The following is a 19,021-nucleotide window of genomic DNA, read 5'->3' as shown; positions in this document are numbered from 1 at the left end:
TTGGCGCCCCCTTGAACAACAAGGGGGCTCAACTCCAGACGTGGGTCGACTCCCGGGCGGTGCCGTATCAGGCGATTTCGCCAATCACCCGCTTCAGCCCGTCCTGCCACGCCGGCAGCACGATCTCGAAATCCTGCTGCAGCTTGCGGTTGTCCAGCACCGACCATGACGGCCGTTTGGCTGGCGTGGGGTATTCCGAACTATCAATTGCTTCAACGCTCGGCACCTTTGCCAAGACGCCACGCGCGAGCGCCTCGGCAAAGATCGCCTCGGCAAAACCATGCCAGCTGGTCTGGCCGGAAGCCGTCAGGTGCCACGTGCCGGACAGTTCGCCGGAATGCTGTAGTGCCTGCGCCGTGACATCGGCGATCAACGCGGCGGGCGTCGGCGTACCGACTTGGTCCGCTACGACACGCATCACGTCGCGTTCTGCCCCCACGCGCAGCATGGTGCGCAGGAAATTGGCACCGTGCGAGGCGTACACCCACGCGGTGCGGAAGATCAGATGGCGCCCGCCGGCAGCACGCACCGCGTCTTCGCCATCGCGCTTGCTGGTGCCGTATACGCCCAGCGGGGCGGTCGGCTGATCTTCGCGATAAGACGCGGTGCCTTCACCATCGAATACATAGTCGGTGGAGTAATGCACGAACGGCACGTCCGCTTGGGCACACCAGCGTGCGATGACACCGGGGGCTTGCGCGTTCGCGCGGAGCGCCGCGTCAACGTCCTGTTCGGCCTTGTCCACCGCCGTGTAGGCGGCGGCATTGACCACGGTCGATGGCTGCAGGCGATCAAGCAACGCGACCAGGGAATCAGGTTGGTCGAAATCCGCTACCTCGCAGACACGGCCATCCGGCAGCAGGCCACTGCGCGTTGTCGCCACCACGTTGCCCAACGGTGCCAGCGAACGCAGCAGTTCCTGACCTACCTGGCCGTTGCCACCGAACACCAGGATCGTCATGTCTGGAACACCGGCAGGCGCTCTTCGGCGATGTCCTTCAGGAACGGGGCGGCTTCATCCTTGGCCGACAACGTCGGGGTGGAAATCGGCCAGTCCACCGCCACGTCGGCATCGTTCCAACGAATCGCAGCATCGTGCTCGGCAACGTATACATCAGTGCAGAGATAGTGAAACAACGCACGCTCGGACAATACCGCGAAGCCATGCGCAAAGCCCTCGGGTATCCAGAACTGCCGCCGGTTCTTGGCGCTCAGTACAACCGCATCCCACTGACCAAAGGTAGGCGACCCGCGCCGGATATCCACGGCCACGTCGTAGACCTCACCCTCCAGCACACTGACCAGCTTTCCCTGCGGGCGAGGCCATTGGTAATGCAGACCACGCAGGACACCACGCGATGACGAAGAGACATTGCTTTGGACGAAGTTCATCTCCAGGCCTACGGCCTCGAAACTTTGCTTGTTCCAACCTTCGAAGAAGAAACCACGCGAGTCTCCAAAAACGCGGGGCTCCAGCACGACACAGCCAGGCAAGCGTGTTTCAATGACTTTCACGGCACACTGCCTCGTACCGCCAAGGCATGCAGATACTGACCGTAGCCGTTCTTGATCAGCGGGGCAGCCAGTGATTCGAGCTTCTCCGCATCGATCCAGCCATTGCCGAACGCAATTTCTTCCGGACAGCACACCTGCAGGCCCTGACGGGTCTGAATGGTCTCGATGAAGTTTGACGCCTCAAGCAGCGATTGGTGGGTCCCGGTGTCCAGCCACGCATACCCGCGCCCCAGCGCCTCCAGGTGCAGACGACCTTCTTCAAGGTAACGCTTGTTGAGATCAGTGATCTCCAGTTCACCACGCGGCGAGGGCTTCAGCGTGGCAGCATAATCACTGGCCTTTCCGTCATAGAAGTAAAGGCCTGTGACCGCGTAGTTTGAACGCGGCTTGGCAGGCTTCTCGACCAGATCGATAACCTTGCCATCCTTGTCGAACTCGGCCACGCCATAACGTTCCGGGTCATTGACCCAGTAACCGAAGACAGTAGCGCCATCTGCGCGCGCATCGGCACGCTTCAGCACGTCGGTCAAACCGTGACCATGAAACACGTTGTCACCGAGGACCAGACAGCTGGGCTTGCCGTCAAGGAAGTCACGGCCGATAAGGTAGGCTTGGGCCAGGCCATCAGGGCTCGGCTGGGCGGCGTACTGGATGTGCATGCCCCACTGCGAGCCGTCGCCCAGCAACTGCTGGAACAGGGCCTGTTCGTGCGGGGTATTGATGATCAATACTTCGCGGATTCCGGCCAGCATCAACACGCTGAGCGGGTAATAGATCATCGGCTTGTCATACACCGGCAGCAGCTGCTTGCTGACGCCCTTGGTGATCGGATAAAGCCGGGTGCCGGAGCCGCCGGCCAGGATGATGCCTTTACGTTGGGTCATGGTCGATTCCTGGAAGGTGTCAGACAGTGGTGCCGATGCGCTGCAGGCGGTAGCTTCCATCCAGCACGCCGTTTACCCATTGCTGGTTGTCCAGATACCAGTCGACGGTGAAGCCGATGCCCTGCTCGAAGGTGTACGCCGGCTCCCAGCCGAGCTCGTCCTTCAACTTGGAGGCATCGATCGCGTAGCGACGGTCGTGGCCCGGGCGGTCTGAGACGTAGGTTATCTGGCTGCTGCGCGGCTGGCCGTCATCGCGCGGACGACGCGCGTCCAACAGCGCACAGATGGCCTGCACCACTTCGATATTCTGCTTTTCGGAGTTGCCGCCTACGTTGTAGGTCTCGCCGACGCGGCCCTTGGCCAACACGGTACGGATCGCTTCGCAGTGATCGGACACGAACAACCAGTCACGCACCTGCTTGCCATCGCCATACACCGGCAGCGGCTCACCGGCTAGTGCCTTGGCGATCACCAGCGGGATCAGCTTCTCGGGGAAGTGATACGGCCCGTAGTTGTTGGAGCAGTTGGTGGTCAGCACCGGCAGCCCGTAGGTGTGGTGGAACGCACGCACCAGATGATCCGAGGCCGCCTTGGACGCCGAGTACGGCGAGTTCGGCGCGTACGGCGTCGTTTCACTGAACTTGCCGGTGTCGCCGAGCGTGCCATACACCTCATCGGTAGAAACATGCAAGAAGCGGAACGCTTCGCCCTTGCCCGCTGGCAGCGCCTTCCAGTAATCGCGCACCGCTTCCAGCAGGCCGAGCGTACCGACCACGTTGGTCTGGATGAACGCACCCGGGCCGTCGATCGAGCGATCCACGTGGCTTTCGGCCGCAAAGTTCAGCACGGCCTCGGGCTGATGCTCCGCCAGCAGCCGGGCGACCAGCGCGCTGTCACCGATATCGCCTTCCACGAACACGTGGTTGGGATTGCCGTCGAGGGTGGACAGGGTCTTCAGGTTGCCTGCATACGTCAGGGCATCGAGATTGACGATCTTGACGCCGCGTGCGGCTGCTTCGAGAACGAAATTACCGCCAATGAATCCGGCACCGCCGGTGACAAGCCATGTGGGCACTATTAACATCTCCTTAACGGTTTCGGCTCCGCCCAGTGGGCGGGTCCCTCAATCCGTACAGGATACAACGCTCACTGCTTATCAGCCTGCCCAAAGCCCGCTTGGGGTGCCCGAGCAGGAAAAACGTACGCCTCGGTGGGCTGCGATTCAAGTTCATTGCGACATATGCCTCTGGCCCGGATACTGCAGCGGCGCACGCGCCCTGGGCAACGGTGCGACATCACTTACTCTGAGCCGATCACCTGATGAAGCACACCAGTCCGCCCAAGCCCACAACATCCTTTGCAGTGAAAGGCATGCTGGGGATCGTCGTAGTCTTCCTATTGGTAGCGGTCCCGCGTGTAACCACTTTGGCGGGCTTCCCATCGACCGACGAGGGCTATTACGGCTTTTATGCGATGCGCATGGCAGCCTCTCTCAGGGATAGCCACTCATTGCCTGCAGATGGCTTTTTGATGCTCTATCCGCTGCTGACTTCGTGGGTCTTTGAAATTCCACTCAATCCCACTTTGTTGCTTCGCGCTGTTGACCTCTTCGTATCGTGTGCAGCGGCCCTGCTGCTTTACGTCGTGCTTGTTCGCGAATCAGGGAGTGCGGTGGCAGCTGCGCTGATTTCTGCAATTTTTCTCTATGCGATGAACAACTTTGGATTTGTCCAGCACGGTTACAAGAACAGTATTTTTGCTGCCTATGTGCCTCTCTTCTTGGCGCTGATCCTGTCGCAGTCCTCCAAGCCCGTTACTGCCTCCCACTTTGCGCTCATTGGCAGCTTGGTGGCGGTGGGCGTGCTGGTCCGCGAGCCGTTCGCACCGTTTGGCCTGGTGGCAGTCATCGCTACACTTATAAAATACGGCAGGCGGCAGACGGCGGCGCTGGTGCTCGGCGCTCTTATCACCTCCCTATTGATTGTCTCTGCCTTGGCTTGGCTGCGTGGAGGACTGTGGGGCATCGTCGACTCTTACCGGGAAGCGGGAACCATGTTCCAGTCAGTCGAAGGGCAGCGGTGGGAAATGTTTTTTAAATCGCTCATCGGCGCTTCAAAGGTATCTGTCTGGGCTCTATGCCTTGTCGGCGCAGCCAGCCTCCTCATTCTGATGAAGGGGGGCAAGCGTCCGTCGCCGGTGTATGGTCGCGCACTGTTCTGGCTGGCAATCGCGCTACTGCCACTGCTTGAGCCGGCCTCAAAGATCGGCTTCCCTTATCACTTCGCTGCTGCACTGCCAGGGTTGGCCGGCTTTTGCGCCCATGCATGGCGCGTGGGCCTGCCTCATCGGCAGAGAGCGTACGCAGCGGTCTGCCTTGCCGCCCTGTTATGCGCCAGTAGCGGGCCCGATACCCTGAGATGGATGAAAGCGTCGCCTTCGGCATTGGGGAGCGCCCTGTCGGTGCTTCAAAGCGGTTGGACGCTCGAGCAGCACCACGCTTCCAACTATCTGCTCGCAGCAGATCTGATCGGTCAGCAGCAGGATAGGCCCGGCACGCTTGCGACCAGCGGCTTTATGTTCGCGCTCTATCCACTTACCGGAAAGTTACCGGTCAATGGATCATTGCGAGATCTAACGCTTGCTTTCATTGAGCTGAATCTCGATGGCGATGCGTTGCGCAGGGAGCTAATCAAGTCTCCACCCGATACCATCATGACCACTACGCGAAAAGAATGGCCCGGTGCTGCAGAAGTTCAGCGCGCGGTTGAGCAAACAGGACTCTATCGTCCAATCGGTACTGTTACGGTAGACGAGACCAGATCCTACGGAACTTTTGGAGGAACGGTTTATCAGCGCGTGGAGGCAGGCGGCGCGCCGCTCGACTGATCTCGCGACAATGCGGGCATGCTGCGGCGCGGCATCCGCGACTCCTTTGCCAATCGCCCCCCCCTCAAATCCATACGCATTCGCATGGTAGGCCGTCGCCAGTTAGAATCAGCACCCCACTCTGTGCCGGTCGCGAACTGAACCGGGACACCCCTGTAACTGAAGGATCACGCACCAGATGAAAATCCTCGTCGCATACAAGCGCGTGGTGGACTACAACGTCCGCATTCAGGTCAAGCCGGATGGTTCCGGCGTGGTGACCGACGGCGTCAAGCTGTCCCCGAATCCCTTTGATGAAATCGCATTGGAAGAAGCCCTGCGCCTGCGTGACAAGGGCATCGCCAGCGAAGTCATCGTGGTCACCATTGCCCCGGCCGATGCCCAGCCGCATCTGCGCAATGGTCTGGCGATGGGTGCCAATCGCGCCATCCACATCGTCACAGACCAGGCGATCCAGCCGCTGACGGCGGCGCGAGCCCTGCTCAAGCTCATCGAGAAGGAGCAACCCGAGCTGGTCATCCTCGGCAAGCAGGCCATTGATGACGATGCCAGCCAGACCGGCCAGATGCTGGCCACGATCTGGGGCCGCCCGCAGGCAACCTTCGCCAGCAAGCTCGAGATCGCCGATGGCAAGGCCACGGTGACCCGCGAAGTCGATGCTGGCCTTGAGACCTTGGAGGTGGACCTGCCAGCCGTCGTCACCACCGATCTGCGCCTGAATGAGCCGCGCTTCATCAAGCTGCCCGACATCATGAAGGCGAAGGCCAAGCCGCTGGAAACACTTCAGCTGTCTGAGCTTGGTGTAGAAGCCGTGGACACGTTGAAGACGACCACCTATGCCGCACCGGGTAAACGCAGCAAGGGTGTGATGGTCAAGGATGCCGCCGAACTGGTGGCTGCACTCAAGCAGAAGGGGTTGCTGTAATGAGCAGGATTCTCGTCATCGCCGAGCATCACGACGGCAGGCTCAACGCCGCCACCGCCAAGACGGTCAGCGCTGCTTCGGCCGTGAATGCCGCCGAGGTTCATGTGCTGGTGCTTGCTGCCGATCCAGCGGCCGTTGCCGCAGACGCGGCCAGGATCAACGGCGTGGCCAAGGTGCTGACCGTGGCCAACCCTGCCAATGCCAACCCGATCGCGCAGGTGCTGGCACCGCAGATCGCCAAGGCGGCAGACGGTTACAGCCATGTTTTCGGCCCGTCCACCACCTTCGGCAAGGACCTTATGCCCTGCGTAGCTGCCCTGCTGGGCGTGGCCCAGGTATCTGACCTGATGTCGGTAGAAAGCAGCCATACCTTCAAACGTCCTATCTACGCGGGTAACGCGATCATCACCGTGGAAGCCCCGTCTGAACAGATCGTGGTCGCCACCGTGCGCAGTGCATCGTGGCCGGAAGCTGTGCAGGGTGGCAACGCCACCGTGGAAGTGCTGGATGTGGATGCAGCCCTACCTACTCACACCCGTTTCGTCGGCTTGGCCGCGGCCAGCAGCGACCGTCCTGACCTGCAGAGCGCCAAGCGTGTGGTGTCTGGTGGCCGTGGCGTCGGTTCGGAAGAGAACTTCAAGATAATCTACCAGCTGGCTGACAAGCTGGGTGCAGCAGTGGGTGCCTCGCGTGCCGCCGTGGATGCGGGCTATGTGCCCAATGAGCTTCAGGTTGGGCAGACCGGCAAGATCATCGCGCCGGAGCTGTATGTGGCAATTGGCATCAGTGGTGCGATCCAGCATCTGACCGGGATCAAGGACGCTGGGACGATCGTGGCGATCAACAAGGATCCCGATTCGCCGATCTTCGACATCGCCGATATCGGGCTGGTTGGAGACCTATTCACCCTTTTGCCTGAACTGGAAAGAGCGCTTTAATAGGCGCTGCCGTAACTGGCCCTTGGGGGGGAGCAAAAATGCAGCAACGTGAAAGCCAGCTGGAAGAAGGTTCAGGAAAGGGCCTGCCAGACGTGTCGGTCGTTGTACCGGTCTACGGCTGTGTGGTTTGTCTAGAGGAGCTGGCAGAGCGGGTCGATGGGGCGCTCAGCGGCATTGGGCTCTCTCACGAGCTCATCTTTGTCGACGACAACAGCCCTGATCACGCGTGGCCCCGGATACTTGAAATCACGCTGGTGCGAACCAGCGTTCGCGGACTGCGCCTCTCCCGCAACTTTGGCCAACATGCCGCCATCAGTGCGGGACTGGCGCATGCGCGAGGCGGGCGGATCGTTGTCATGGATTGCGACCTGCAGGACATGCCTGAGGAGATTCCAAACCTTCTTTACGGCCTCGACGATGAGCATGAAATTGCGCTCGGCCAACGGATTGAACGCAAGGATTCATGGTTTAAACGAACCGGGTCGAGACTTTTTTACCGTGCGCTTGGCTGGCTGACAGAAACAGAGTACGACTCCACGACCGCAAATTTTGGTGCATACAGTCGAAAAGTCGTTGACTCGATGAATGGGATGCCGGAGGTGGATCGCTTCCTTCCTCTGCTTGCGCGCTGGACCGGCTTCCAAACGCGGAGAATACCCGTCTCACATGGGCGAAGGACGGCCGGTCAGAGCAGTTATACGCTGAAAAAGCTGTTGCAGATGGCGACGCGAATCGCCCTGTCTTTCTCCGATAAGCCGTTGCGGCTGGTCATGAGCCTTGCGCTGGTGCTTGCCGCGGTCGGAATCGGCGTTGCATTTTTCGCCATGTATCGTTATTGGGTCGGCGACGTACGCGTTGCCGGATTCACCAGCATCCTCGCGTCGATCTGGCTCGTCGGCAGCTTCATCATGGGCAGCCTCGGCGTTATCGGCCTATATCTCGGTCGAATCCACAACGAGACAAAGCACCGGCCCCAGTACATCGTCTGGCAGGATAGCTGGAAACTCACAAAATGAATGAGATGGCTGAATTGCACCCCTCTGCTTTGGAATCCAGTCGATTCGGCATCGTGGTGGAGAGGGGCCGGTTCGATTCCGAGACCAGCACAAGCTCCATCGTGCGCGTAATCGAGGAGTCCGCGGCAGATCTCATCGTCCTGCGGCTGCCCGCTGGACGAAGTGACGTCGCGACCCACCTTCAGGCAAAGGGCGAGATGGTCATCCATGCCGACACGCTCGTGTACCACGGCGTAGACCTTGATCCCTCCTCAGGCCGCGCGGCTGCCCATGTGCGGCCGGCATCTGCCGCGGACCGCGACCAGATTGCAAGAATTGCTGGCAGCAGCTTTCGCAACTACCGTGCCCACTATGCTGCCAATCCGCTACTTCCACAGCAGGCGGTGCTGGATGGATACATAGAGTGGGCACAGAGCCGTCTGAGCAGCCATGATCCGCGCAGCGCTACATGGGTAGTCATCGACGATGAAACGGTGGCCGGATTCGCCACCTGCGACATCTGCGATGGCGTGATCGAGATCGTGCTCAATGCTGTCGATCCTGCATTCGAGCGTAGGGGACATTATGGCGCGCTTCTCTCGCACCTGATGCACTTCTACGGATCTACCGGAATGACACGACTGGTCATCTCGACTCAAGTCTGGAATTACACGGTACAGCGCCAGTGGGCTCGGGCTGGCCTACTACTGGATACCGCGTTTGATACTTACCATGTCGAGCGCCGACTGCGTTTTGATCCAGAAGGTGAAGAATGAACCTGAACGCAATTTTTCCATGGCTGATGGTTGCCGCCACCGTCGTGCTGACCAGTTACGGGCAGCTTGTGATCAAGTGGCAGGCATCGGCCTATACTCCCACTGCCAACGGACTGATGGGAAAGCTGCCTCCGGTGATTCAGCTTCTTGTCCAACCTTGGGTAATTTCTGCATTTACCGCAGCATTCGCCGCCTCGCTCTGCTGGATGCTTGCAGTTTCACGTCTGGAACTCAGCAAGGCGTACCCGTTCATGGCGCTCAATTTTCTCATCGTCTGCATTGCAGCGATTCCACTGTTTGGTGAAACACTGACCACGGCTAAAATCGCGGGATTGGCGATCGTGATCGTCGGTCTCATCGTCCTCAGCAACGGCTGATCAACCCACACGCATCCTGGCATCGAACAATGAGCATCATTCGCTTCAATCGTCCCTACATGACCGGCCAGGAGCTGGATCTCATCCGTGAGGCACATCAGAACGGGCACCTGTCTGGCGACGGCCCTTTCACCAGGCGTTGCCATACGTGGTTGCGCGAGCATACCGGAGCCGCGTCGGCGCTCTTGACCCATTCATGCACTGCAGCGCTGGAAATGGCGGCATTGCTGCTCAGGCTCGAGCCAGGTGATGAGGTCATCATGCCGTCGTTTACATTTGTCTCAACCGCGAGTGCTTTCGCCCTGCGTGGCGCAGTTCCTGTTTTCGTCGACGTGCGAGCGGACACATTCAACATCGATGAGAACCTGATCGAGGCCGCAATCACCTCTCGGACCAAAGCCATATGCGTAGTTCACTACGCAGGTGTCTCTTGCGAGATGGATGCCATCCTGGAGATTGCCGGCCGCCACGGTCTGCGCGTAATTGAAGATGCTGCGCAGGCCATCATGTCGACTTACAAGGGCCGCGCGCTTGGCACTATTGGCGACCTCGGAGCATTCAGTTTCCACGAGACAAAGAACGTCATCTCGGGCGAGGGCGGCGCGCTCCTTTGCCGGGACGAGACCTTCGTCGAGGAAGCTGAAGTCATCCGTGAGAAAGGGACAAATCGCAGTCGTTTCTTCCGCGGACAAGTGGACAAGTACACGTGGGTCGACGTTGGGTCGTCGTATCTCCCCGGTGAGATCACTGCCGCATTCCTGGCGGCACAGTTGGAAGCCGCGTCGGATATCACGGCCCGCAGGCTTTCCATATGGCACACGTATCATGCGTGGGCGGAAGGACACGAGAAGGCCGGATTGATTCGCCGCCCCGTCGTGCCGGATTATTGTGAACACAATGCGCACATGTATTACATACTGCTGCCGTCGCTTGATGCACGAACCCGCTTCATCGCCGCGCTTCGGCAGCGCGATGTCCAAGCGGTTTTCCACTATATCCCGCTACACTCCTCGCCCGCGGGCGAGAAGACCGGCCGAAGCCATGGCTCGATGAAGATTACCGATGACGTGTCGGACCGTCTGGTACGGATGCCTCTTTGGCTGGGGTTGGAAGAAAATATGCAAATGATCCTGCAGGCTGCTGATGAAGCGCTGGTGGAGGCCCTTGCTTGAGCGCTCTGGATGATAGCCTCGGTCAGCGGCGATTGTTGTCACCTGGCGTTTTGTTTGGCGGGGTCTACGCCATTGCGTTTCTTACGTCCAAATACCTTGGACTGGGCGCCGGTTATGCAATTGACGATTACCATCTGGTCAGCCAAGGCAATAGCGGAAAGTTCACGTCCTTCTTCTTGTCCCAAGGGCGATATACGAACGCACTGCTCGATTGGATGTTGAGTGCAAGCAATCTCAACATGTCCAATTTTTCGGTAGTCTGCCTCATAGCCACAGTCATCTTCTCAGCGCTGTTCTATACGCGAAGTCTTCGACCTGTTGAAATCCAAGGACGCTTTGTACTTATCGGTGCGGCAGCGCTTTTGGGTGCGCACTCTTACTACACCGAGTACGTCACCTTCAGGCAATCCGCGCTGCCGATGTCGGTCATGTTTGCGTCTATGTGGATGAGCATCGATTTTTACCGCAAGGCACTGAAGTCACCAAACATTGGCAGAAATCTCGCTGTCGCACTGGCGTTCGGGCTGGTCGCAATGGGTGCCAATCAGCTTGCCGTCTGCTTTCTATCGATTGCAGTGCTTTACGTCCACGCGTCGAATTCGACGCTTACCATCAATGGAAGTGACACCGGGTCGGGCATCCGCGAGCTGATCCTCGCCACTTTGACTGCGGCCTTGGCGGGATTGCTTCTGCTGGGTGGAAATCTCTTGCTGTCATCGCTCGCTCGCTTGGCGCTCGGCGTAAGCGCAGATAGTCGTGCGGGTGTGCTGCCTCTGTCCGAGCTCCAACTCCGGATGGATCAGCTCGGCGCGCTGGCGAGAATACTCATTTTCAAAGACGAGCCGGTCGCCTCCGGGTTCGCCAAGATTACAGCGCTCATCGGGCTATTCCTTCTCCTCGTGCCGCGTCACATCAGCCAGATCCGACCGTTGCTTGGCGCACTCTATCTCTTGGCGATCTCTTTTTGCATCGTGCTGGTACCCGTTGCGGCCTCCACGGTGTGGTGGCCGACGCCGCGGACCTTGATTGCCTTTCCATTTGCCTTGGTCGCCATTGCACTCATCGCAGCCCGGGTAAATCAAGGCCGCAACAACTGGACAGCCGGTGGCCTGCTGCTGCTGAGTGCATTCTTGTTCAGCGCGCACAGCAACTCAATGCTACTGAACCAGCAACGTCTCAACCGCTGGGATATGGCCCAAGCGCAGGAAATCGCATTCCGTATCGCCGAGCGGTATCCCGATCACGGGACAAAGATTGCAGTTGTCGGCGCAAGTTGGCATCACCCTCTTGCGCCAGGCATCGCACAAGGGGATATGAATACTTCAGCCCTTTCAATCGGATGGGCAGTGGACGCACTTTTCGACGAAACAACGGGTAGCCCCTTGGACGTGAGGAGCGCCCCGGAGTTGGCGGCCCGCTGTGAGGGTAGGCTTTCCTTCCCGGCCCCGGACTCAACACAGATGATCGACGGGGAGGTATTGGTGTGCCTCTGAATCAGGAAAATGCGAGATGGCGACACTTAGTTCGCCACCGTAGTCGTGAACAGGCCCGTCCGTCGTGATCGTCGGGGCAGGCATGCTTGCGCGCGCTTTCGCCGCACGGTTCAGCACGAATGACGATGTGGTGGTTTTTGCGTCCGGCGTTTCCAACTCAGCGGAACGCGCGCAAGCGGCATTCGACCGAGAGAGTGCGTTGCTACGTCAGTCCCTCGAATCGGGGCGCAGGCTGATCTATTTCAGCAGTTGCGCGGTGGGGAACCCTCACCAGGTGCCGACACCGTACTTCGAACATAAACGAATGATGGAAGAACAGGTTTTGGCCGAAGGTCAAGTGGTGTATCGCTTGCCCCAGGTTGTCGGAAGATCGGCGAACCCGAACACGCTTACCAACTTCCTGCATGACGCAATCGTCAATGCTCGCAGCTTCACCCTGCAGCGCGGGGTGGAACGCAACTTGATCGATGTCGATCACGTCGCTCAAATCGCTGAAGAGCTGCTTCAGCATTCACCTGACGCCTTGACCGAACCCGTGGCGATTGCTACACCCCGCTCACTGCCTATGCATGAGATCGTAGCCGAGTTCGAAAGCGTGCTGAATCGCAAAGCCGTATATACAGCGTTAGAGCGTACTGTCCCTTTTCCCATTGAATCACGTGCAGCCCAGGAGAGCGCGTCCCGCCTGGGCATTTCATTCGATGAAAACTACCTCGCAACCATGCTGCGCAAGTACTACGGCTGACCGGGACTTGGAGGCGGTACCAGCCCAGGAACGGCCGATGCACGCTCGGCGAAAGCCGTCCAACTCCGCCCCTCACGGAGACTGTCGTACTGCTCAGCCCGCACCTGACGCCAGAGTTGGTCCGAACTGTGCAACATGCGCAACCGGTCAACGTAGCCTTGGACATCTGTGCTTACGGGCACGAGTCGCTCTGGCGACACGAAGTCACGAATGCCACCCACATCCGGTGCAACGATAGGCAGCCCGACAGCGGCCACATCGAAGAGAATCGTCGGCACGCCCTCCCAGGCTGCCGTGTGCAGGTAGGCGAAATGGGAGTCGCTTACGATGTCCTCCAAACGGGCGAACCGTCCATTGACATGCACGTTGGACATCTTGGCGAGCTCCGTCATCGCCGGGTCTCCGCCACTGATGATTGCTGCACCGTGGACATCGAACTCGATCTCGGGCATCGCAGCGGCTACGGCCGCCAGGATGTCCGGACGTTTCTGACGATCAAAGCGTCCAGCCCACAGTACCCGACGACGCATCCCGTTGGACTGAGAAGCACTGCGCTCCTCAAAAGCACGATCGTAGGGGAACGGAACGACCACGAACATCTCGATCGGCACACCGAGTTCCCGAGACCACTTACGCGGATACACCGAGTTGTCGCAAAGCACGCCAGCCAGGTTCCGATAGCACTCGCGCAGGTAAGAGCGTGCGTAACCCACCGGAACCATGTTCATGTCGTAGTCGTCGCAGAACAGCGACGCAAAAATGGTCGTTCGTTGGCGGATCGCCAAGCCGGACACCTTCGTCGCCTCCCACATTACTCGTGAATTGATGTTATGAAGCACATCGGGCTGCAGCTGTACCAGAAGCCTGGTCATAAGCGCAACCTGAGCCTCGAATGACATTTCACCAACAATTCGACCGAACTGAACAAGCTTGACACCCGCCGGCAGCCGATCAGCCCAAGGTGAATCGGAGTTCTCTGTGGTAAGCACAAGGATACTGCTGGCCGGCACAAGGTTTGCCCACAGCTCGAGATGGTAAAGCGCGCCTCGGTCCGCTCCGCCCGGCACGAGCCAGGGCAAGGTCATCACGTGCGTGTAATCGAACGAGCCCAGTTCCTCAAGGAGCTTTCTGTACAGCTCGCCAGGACGAGGGATGACAGGCACGCCGTAATGGCTGTACTGGCGCACGTCCCCATGTGCGCTGAGCAATTCGGGCTCTATATGCGCCAATGCGACCATCTCTTGTGCCAACCATTCCGGCATCGGCGGCGCACCATGCGCCGCGACATCGGCAGCGCGCCCGATGCGGCGTGCGAACCAGCCCATGATCCGACCGAGCTCCATGCGTGGGTTACGCACAAGCTGCTCAAGACTGACTTGGCGCATCAGCCCGATTATTTTTCGAATACGATGGATCATACGGACGCCTTGAAATCGAACAGACGGGAACGTGGCATCACGACCTGCATGGCTTTGCTCGCCTCATTTACCGAGCCGGATAGCTTGCGCCGATAGAAATATGCGGTTCGGGGAACCACAAGATGCTCGTACCCGACCGCAGTGGTTTCGCAATTCCAGTACCAATCCTCATACCCGAATCCTGTTGATCCCGGGAAGCATGCTACGTAAGGCACTTCAGTGAATACCTCACGGGATGCAAACACAGCGCTGATCCAGAAGTTCACCAGCAATAGCGAGTCACGCGAGTAGTATCGGCCGCGCTGATCAATCTGCCAGTTGAACGCGTTGTACATCCCGAAGCTCACGACGAACTCCGGATGCAGGATGATCCGGCCCGGATTGGAATCCGCGAACTGGACATGTGCATGGAAGTAGTCACGATTGATCAGGTCATCTCCATCCAAGGTGCAGATGTAGCGCCCGCCTGCCTTGGAGACACCCGCATTCCGCGCAAGTGCCGAATCGCCGGCGTGCGACTCCACGATCAATTCGGTTCCATCAAGATCTGGGTGATCGCTGACGAGCCGCCTCGTCTCTGCATCGACATTATCAAGCACCAGAACGAACTGGACCGAACAGCCCTCACTCGCCGCGTGCCGCCTCGCAAGCGCGTAGCTCCGCAGCGTCGCATGTGCGAGCAGTCCTTCCTTATGGAAGGTGATTACAACACTGAGGTCAAAGGCCACTCTTCTTGCTCCTGATTCGCCTCTCGGCCAAGGCTCTTACAAAACGCAGGATACGTGGGGGAACCATTTCCATTAACTCCGCCAGATCCTTGATCGCGCGCACATTATCACCGATGCCACCACCGGATTGTTGCCCGAATACATGCAGAAGCCGCTGTATCTGAACGTCCAACAAGCCAAGCTCTCCTCGCTGAGCTTCGTTGGCAGCCAACGAATGCGTCAGGCGCTCAACACGCCGCTCGGACAAGCGCAGTTCCTCTGCGCTGGAGGATTGAGCGTGCAGGTAGGCCTTGTGCGCCAATTGGTAGGCTGCCTCAGCGCCAGCCAAGGATTCTCGTGCGGACGCCAACTGCCGCGCCGTTGAGCTTGCTTTCTCGCGATGACTGCGATCTGCCAAGCGATACGCCGCAATGGCACCATCGCGCTCAGCCTTCCGCTCAATGCTTACATGCACCACCTTCTTGATCTCGCATTCCAGCTCACTCACTTTGGCGGTAAGCGAGTGGTATTGACCCTCCAACCAGTCTTTTCCCTCCTGGACCTTGCTGGCCCAAGCCCTGTCCGCAGCACCCTGCCATGCGGACTGTCGAGCAAGCGAGGACCACGAAGCGTTTGCTGCCTGCCACGCCAGGCCAGCCGAACGTGAGGGCCGCTCGCTCATGACCCTGAGGGCAGAAGCTGCCCTGCCGGCTTCATCCAGCACGCTCGCAAGCTCCGGCATGCCAAACGTCTCGGGCGAATCCAGACTGCCTCTCACCTCAGACCAGTCACCGGTTCGCACCAACCGCTCCGCTTCCACGAGCGCATGTCTCCAATACGCGCATGCGCGAACATCGTCATCGTCTGCATGCGCCATCCAGCCGAGCGCAAGAGCTGCAGCGACGCTTTTTGTGCCCAGGAGCGGGCTGAAGTGAAGTACATCGCAGTCCAACACGTACTCAAATCGGGCTATAGCACCAGAGCGCTCGCCCAACTGCTGGTACATGAGACCGGCAACGTAAGCAAGGGAAACCTGCCAACGCAACGCTGTCGGATTCGTCGCGTCGCCGATGAGATAGGCGCTGACACGGGGAAGCAGACTGTCGGCGGCTGTCCTCGACGGTGATGAAAACCAGTCGTAGCACAGGACGCACAATGCGGCGCCTTCGTCTGCGCTCCGCAACGTGGCGGTGCGCAGAACGTCATGCGCCAAGTCACGACGAAGGCGTGACGACTCCATGCGCAGGCCAAGAGACACCAGCGACCTGACGATAGTAGGGTCAGCGTAGTCACGATCAAATGCAGTGATGTTCGGCGCGCGAGCATCTCCTTGGGTCCGCCATTCCCCGCCCCTCGTTCTAGAAGCGACGAGCGTGAAGCCCGTGGCGTCCGATTCCTCCCAAGCCGCTCCTGAGTTCAGGTCGAACTCAAGCATGGGCCGCGGGACACCTGACTCATCGCTCCATTGCCACCAAGCGCGCTCGATCACAAGTCCGTGCAGGGACATCAATTCACGCAATGCAGGCAGGACACTATCAGGCGCGCATCCTGCACCGAAGTCCATGCTAAGGGAGAGTCGGCCGCTTCGCCGAAGACGGCGCGTTAGTGATGTGATTGCTGCGTCGGCACTGGCGAGTTCATTTACATCATCAATGACGATGAAATCGACATCAGAGAGCTCGGCGGCGCTGCTTACCGTCAGTACGCCTTGGCTATGAATCTCTACTGAAATCGACGACGGCCGTGCCCCTGCTGCGAGGATGGGCGAGTACTGCGCATCTCCGTGAGTCGCGAGAAGCACTTCGTCGTTGGGCCTGATCAAGGAGGTGAGGCGTTCAGCTCGCGCGACCTGCCTGCGTTGATCGTCGCGATCAACGCGGAGCCCCCCTTTCATGAATGCCAAAAGGCGTATCCCATGGGCGTCGAGCGCGTCGCCGTGCCAAGTTACTAGACCCTGTCGTACGTGTTGGCCCCAGCCATTACGTGAAGCATCACTGCGCCATGACGATAGCCGCTCATTCGACATCATGGTGGGCACCACGACAATCTTCACCGGAGCGAGTTCATGATCCCAGCGCGGCATAACCTCGTCGGGCGATGTTATGACCTCAACCGTCGCCTCAACAACTACCCCTTCTTCCGAGAGCTCCGCGACGGTGAGCTGCCTGACGCCTGGGTGGCGCTCACCCAACCAGGTACTGCGCTGCTCAGCGTCCACCACCAAGGGGGCCATGCCCAACCCAAGAAGCCCGGGAAGCAAAGCCACACTGTCGCTACCCAAAAGCGCCAGACGGACAGGCCCCGTCAACGCGGCGATCCGGTCGGCAATCAAGCGGCCTTCAGCTTCGAAATCCAGCCTGGACGACCAACGCATGGCCTGTATGGTCAATGGGTATGCTCCGGTTTCCTGGTCAGGCATTACCTGCCAGGCGCAACTGCCTGACTTGGTCGGTCAGTGAGTGATACTGCCCGTCAAGCCAATGACGAGCATGCTCCAACTCTGTCACATAGAGCTCCATCTCCGTGATTTTCATCACGTGCTCCTTGTACTTGGCATCCAGCCAACTCTTGGCTTCCATCGTCTGCCGGATTTGTTCATGGCTCAGATTCACGCCACCCGATTCGGCAGATAGACCATAGACCACTGCTCGATCACTCAACTCATCGCTGACTGAACCAGGCACGTCAAGGGCAAGCATGCGCGCAGCAGCGTGATGATTCGCTAGAAGGTCGGCCAGCGGGCGCGACTCATCTTGCATTGCGTCGTAGGAAAGGGCGATCAACGCGGATGCAGCTGAGCGCAGCCCTCGTTCCTCCAGCATCGGGCGCCCGCGCTCTGCACACTGCAGCCACGCGTCCGCCGCCCTGGTCGCCTCTCCTGCACGCGCGTGAATGACCGCGAGCGTTGCATGGGCGATGCATGGGAGCAACGGGTGCGCGTGGGAGCGATCCTGCGTGAGCGAGTCCAGCAGAAGAATCGCCTCGCTCCGACTGCCAGATGCCAGCTGTTCCTTGGCGATACGCAGCGGATCTTCGACATTCGTCGAATCCTGTTCCGATCGGCGCGCCAGCACGAGTAGCCACTCACCATCAGTCATGGGTCCGGACTGTGGGTCGAACTCAAGCATGGATCGTGTGGACAGATGACGCTTCTGCCCTCCACCTGCATCCTGAAGCCATGCTTTCTCGATCACGAAGCCGCTGCACCGGAACTGATCAACCAGCCTCTGCCAGTCATAAACGTGGAAATGAAACGGATTGGGATCCTCCCCCGTTTCATCAGACCAATCATTGGGAACGCTAGCGTAAAGAAGGCCCCCCGACACGAGAACGCGACCTAGTTCTGCCAACAGCAGTTCGGGCTGCGGCAAGTGCTCCAATGTTTCAACGGAAACCGCGAAGTCGGCAGAACCATCGGCCATGTCGCCCAAGTTCTGGGCGTCACCCACCCTGAAGTTAAGGGCAATTGATGCGACATCGGAAAAGTTGGTGTTTGCATAGTCAACCGCATATTCACTCGCGTCGAGACCGATCAGCGAAGAGGCACGGCTATTTCGAGCCAACTGGGCTGTACCATAGCCAAGACCGCATGCCACGTCGATCACCCTGTCGCCGTCACGAATGAACTGGCTCGCCTGGGCATAGCGGGCCATATGCGCGTCGGAGCGCCGCCCCGCTTCCCGGGTCATATCGGTGTGCAGATCGCGCTCGGACTCAAGTACTTCCAAGGGGTACCGCTCAAGCGCTGCAGCGCGCACCGGCTCAAAGGCGAGCACGAGAACGCCCGCAACCCGATCCAGCTCACCGTATGGCGCAACTGCCTCAGTGCGCGGATGTTTTCTCCACTCTGCACGCTGCATCGCTCTTTCCCAGAAGACGCGGCGTGATTGGTCGAGCTTGTGGCCTGTTATAACCAGACAGAGATGATCCCCAGCAGCTTGTACAATCTGCGAAAGCACCGCAGCCTCCGCATCCTCACGGCCGTCCTCTACCACGAGTACACACGCCAAGGATTCTCCCGACTCCACGACCTCGACGCCCGCTGCTCTCAGTCCACGTTTGAGACCCGGCGCATTCGCCGAGACACGTACGCGACCAGGCGGCAGCCATGAGAGCAGTCGATTTTCGACCACCCGCAGTACCGCCGGGGGCATGCTAACTGCATACGACGACTGTAGATCGGTCACGCG

The 19,021-nt window shown here is 59.3% G+C and carries 17 protein-coding genes; 9 read left to right on the top strand and 8 right to left on the bottom strand.

Annotated features, from left to right (window positions below; all coding sequences use genetic code 11):
• Positions 1–67: 67 nt before the first annotated feature.
• From rfbD to rfbB, 4 genes are read right to left on the bottom strand one after another with little or no spacing between them, the layout of a single operon-like run.
• Positions 68–961, bottom strand: a complete 894-nt coding sequence (rfbD, locus tag ABRP17_RS10965; RefSeq protein ID WP_349984999.1) for a dTDP-4-dehydrorhamnose reductase — start codon at positions 959–961, stop codon at positions 68–70.
• Positions 958–1,515 carry a dTDP-4-dehydrorhamnose 3,5-epimerase gene (gene rfbC / locus ABRP17_RS10960; protein WP_349984998.1) on the bottom strand — a complete coding sequence of 186 codons (558 nt, stop codon included), beginning with the start codon at positions 1,513–1,515 and terminating at the stop codon, positions 958–960. The genes rfbD and rfbC overlap by 4 nt, the downstream gene beginning before the upstream one ends.
• On the bottom strand, positions 1,512–2,399 hold the full coding sequence (gene rfbA, locus ABRP17_RS10955; protein ID WP_349984997.1) for a glucose-1-phosphate thymidylyltransferase RfbA: 888 nt from the start codon (positions 2,397–2,399) through the stop codon (positions 1,512–1,514). Before rfbA ends, rfbC begins: the two co-directional genes overlap by 4 nt.
• Before the next feature lie 19 nt (positions 2,400–2,418).
• Positions 2,419–3,474, bottom strand: a complete 1,056-nt coding sequence (rfbB, locus tag ABRP17_RS10950; RefSeq protein WP_349984996.1) for a dTDP-glucose 4,6-dehydratase — start codon at positions 3,472–3,474, stop codon at positions 2,419–2,421.
• Between the two features lie 245 nt (positions 3,475–3,719).
• Here rfbB and ABRP17_RS10945 point away from each other — a divergent pair, with 245 nt between their 5' ends.
• From ABRP17_RS10945 to ABRP17_RS10905, 9 genes are all read left to right on the top strand, one after another.
• On the top strand, positions 3,720–5,285 hold the full coding sequence (locus tag ABRP17_RS10945) for a hypothetical protein (RefSeq protein ID WP_349984995.1): 1,566 nt from the start codon (positions 3,720–3,722) through the stop codon (positions 5,283–5,285).
• A 178-nt stretch (positions 5,286–5,463) separates the two neighbouring features.
• Complete coding sequence (locus tag ABRP17_RS10940) at positions 5,464–6,210, top strand: electron transfer flavoprotein subunit beta/FixA family protein (RefSeq protein ID WP_349984994.1); 747 nt, start codon at positions 5,464–5,466, stop codon at positions 6,208–6,210.
• Entirely contained in the window at positions 6,210–7,148 is a 939-nt protein-coding gene (locus tag ABRP17_RS10935; RefSeq protein WP_349984993.1) for an electron transfer flavoprotein subunit alpha/FixB family protein, read from the top strand. Before ABRP17_RS10940 ends, ABRP17_RS10935 begins: the two co-directional genes overlap by 1 nt.
• Before the next feature lie 38 nt (positions 7,149–7,186).
• Positions 7,187–8,164, top strand: a complete 978-nt coding sequence (locus ABRP17_RS10930) for a glycosyltransferase family 2 protein (RefSeq protein WP_349984992.1) — start codon at positions 7,187–7,189, stop codon at positions 8,162–8,164.
• Positions 8,161–8,919, top strand: a complete 759-nt coding sequence (locus ABRP17_RS10925; protein WP_349984991.1) for a GNAT family N-acetyltransferase — start codon at positions 8,161–8,163, stop codon at positions 8,917–8,919. The genes ABRP17_RS10930 and ABRP17_RS10925 overlap by 4 nt, the downstream gene beginning before the upstream one ends.
• Positions 8,916–9,296 (top strand): hypothetical protein, encoded by a 381-nt coding sequence (locus ABRP17_RS10920; RefSeq protein WP_349984990.1) that lies wholly within the window; start codon positions 8,916–8,918, stop codon positions 9,294–9,296. Before ABRP17_RS10925 ends, ABRP17_RS10920 begins: the two co-directional genes overlap by 4 nt.
• A gap of 35 nt (positions 9,297–9,331) precedes the next feature.
• Positions 9,332–10,468: a dTDP-4-amino-4,6-dideoxygalactose transaminase gene (rffA, locus tag ABRP17_RS10915; RefSeq protein ID WP_349985074.1), complete on the top strand. Its 1,137-nt coding sequence runs from the start codon at positions 9,332–9,334 to the stop codon at positions 10,466–10,468.
• Complete coding sequence (locus ABRP17_RS10910; protein WP_349984989.1) at positions 10,465–11,961, top strand: hypothetical protein; 1,497 nt, start codon at positions 10,465–10,467, stop codon at positions 11,959–11,961. The genes rffA and ABRP17_RS10910 overlap by 4 nt, the downstream gene beginning before the upstream one ends.
• An 82-nt stretch (positions 11,962–12,043) precedes the next feature.
• Positions 12,044–12,706: a hypothetical protein gene (locus tag ABRP17_RS10905; RefSeq protein WP_349984988.1), complete on the top strand. Its 663-nt coding sequence runs from the start codon at positions 12,044–12,046 to the stop codon at positions 12,704–12,706.
• Here the strand turns inward: ABRP17_RS10905 and ABRP17_RS10900 are convergent.
• Genes ABRP17_RS10900 through ABRP17_RS10885 form a run of 4 tightly spaced genes read right to left on the bottom strand, consistent with a single transcriptional unit; the run spans position 12,697 to position 19,018 of the window.
• Positions 12,697–14,124 carry a glycosyltransferase gene (locus tag ABRP17_RS10900; RefSeq protein ID WP_349984987.1) on the bottom strand — a complete coding sequence of 476 codons (1,428 nt, stop codon included), beginning with the start codon at positions 14,122–14,124 and terminating at the stop codon, positions 12,697–12,699. The genes ABRP17_RS10905 and ABRP17_RS10900 overlap by 10 nt on opposite strands.
• Entirely contained in the window at positions 14,121–14,852 is a 732-nt protein-coding gene (locus ABRP17_RS10895; RefSeq protein ID WP_349984986.1) for a glycosyltransferase, read from the bottom strand. Before ABRP17_RS10895 ends, ABRP17_RS10900 begins: the two co-directional genes overlap by 4 nt.
• Complete coding sequence (locus ABRP17_RS10890; protein ID WP_349984985.1) at positions 14,842–17,205, bottom strand: hypothetical protein; 2,364 nt, start codon at positions 17,203–17,205, stop codon at positions 14,842–14,844. The genes ABRP17_RS10895 and ABRP17_RS10890 overlap by 11 nt, the downstream gene beginning before the upstream one ends.
• A gap of 37 nt (positions 17,206–17,242) precedes the next feature.
• Positions 17,243–19,018, bottom strand: a complete 1,776-nt coding sequence (locus tag ABRP17_RS10885; RefSeq protein WP_349984984.1) for a class I SAM-dependent methyltransferase — start codon at positions 19,016–19,018, stop codon at positions 17,243–17,245.
• Between the last annotated feature and the right edge of the window lie 3 nt (positions 19,019–19,021).

Origin of the sequence: Stenotrophomonas sp. WHRI 8082 (assembly GCF_040223995.2) — a bacterium.
Taxonomy (GTDB): domain Bacteria; phylum Pseudomonadota; class Gammaproteobacteria; order Xanthomonadales; family Xanthomonadaceae; genus Stenotrophomonas.
The sequence above is the reverse complement of the archived record's forward strand: the minus strand, read 5'-3'. Positions and strand labels throughout refer to the sequence as shown.

Excerpts from the sequence above, each read along its gene's own strand:
- ABRP17_RS10900 (WP_349984987.1), bottom strand. The coding sequence starts at position 14,124 with ATGATCCATCGTATTCGAAAAATAATCGGGCTGATGCGCCAAGTCAGT.
- ABRP17_RS10905 (WP_349984988.1), top strand. The coding sequence starts at position 12,044 with ATGCTTGCGCGCGCTTTCGCCGCACGGTTCAGCACGAATGACGATGTG.
- ABRP17_RS10890 (WP_349984985.1), bottom strand. The coding sequence starts at position 17,205 with ATGCGTTGGTCGTCCAGGCTGGATTTCGAAGCTGAAGGCCGCTTGATT.
- ABRP17_RS10945 (WP_349984995.1), top strand. The coding sequence starts at position 3,720 with ATGAAGCACACCAGTCCGCCCAAGCCCACAACATCCTTTGCAGTGAAA.
- ABRP17_RS10920 (WP_349984990.1), top strand. The coding sequence starts at position 8,916 with ATGAACCTGAACGCAATTTTTCCATGGCTGATGGTTGCCGCCACCGTC.
- ABRP17_RS10930 (WP_349984992.1), top strand. The coding sequence starts at position 7,187 with ATGCAGCAACGTGAAAGCCAGCTGGAAGAAGGTTCAGGAAAGGGCCTG.
- rfbA (WP_349984997.1), bottom strand. The coding sequence starts at position 2,399 with ATGACCCAACGTAAAGGCATCATCCTGGCCGGCGGCTCCGGCACCCGG.
- rfbD (WP_349984999.1), bottom strand. The coding sequence starts at position 961 with ATGACGATCCTGGTGTTCGGTGGCAACGGCCAGGTAGGTCAGGAACTG.
- ABRP17_RS10925 (WP_349984991.1), top strand. The coding sequence starts at position 8,161 with ATGAATGAGATGGCTGAATTGCACCCCTCTGCTTTGGAATCCAGTCGA.
- ABRP17_RS10935 (WP_349984993.1), top strand. The coding sequence starts at position 6,210 with ATGAGCAGGATTCTCGTCATCGCCGAGCATCACGACGGCAGGCTCAAC.
- ABRP17_RS10940 (WP_349984994.1), top strand. The coding sequence starts at position 5,464 with ATGAAAATCCTCGTCGCATACAAGCGCGTGGTGGACTACAACGTCCGC.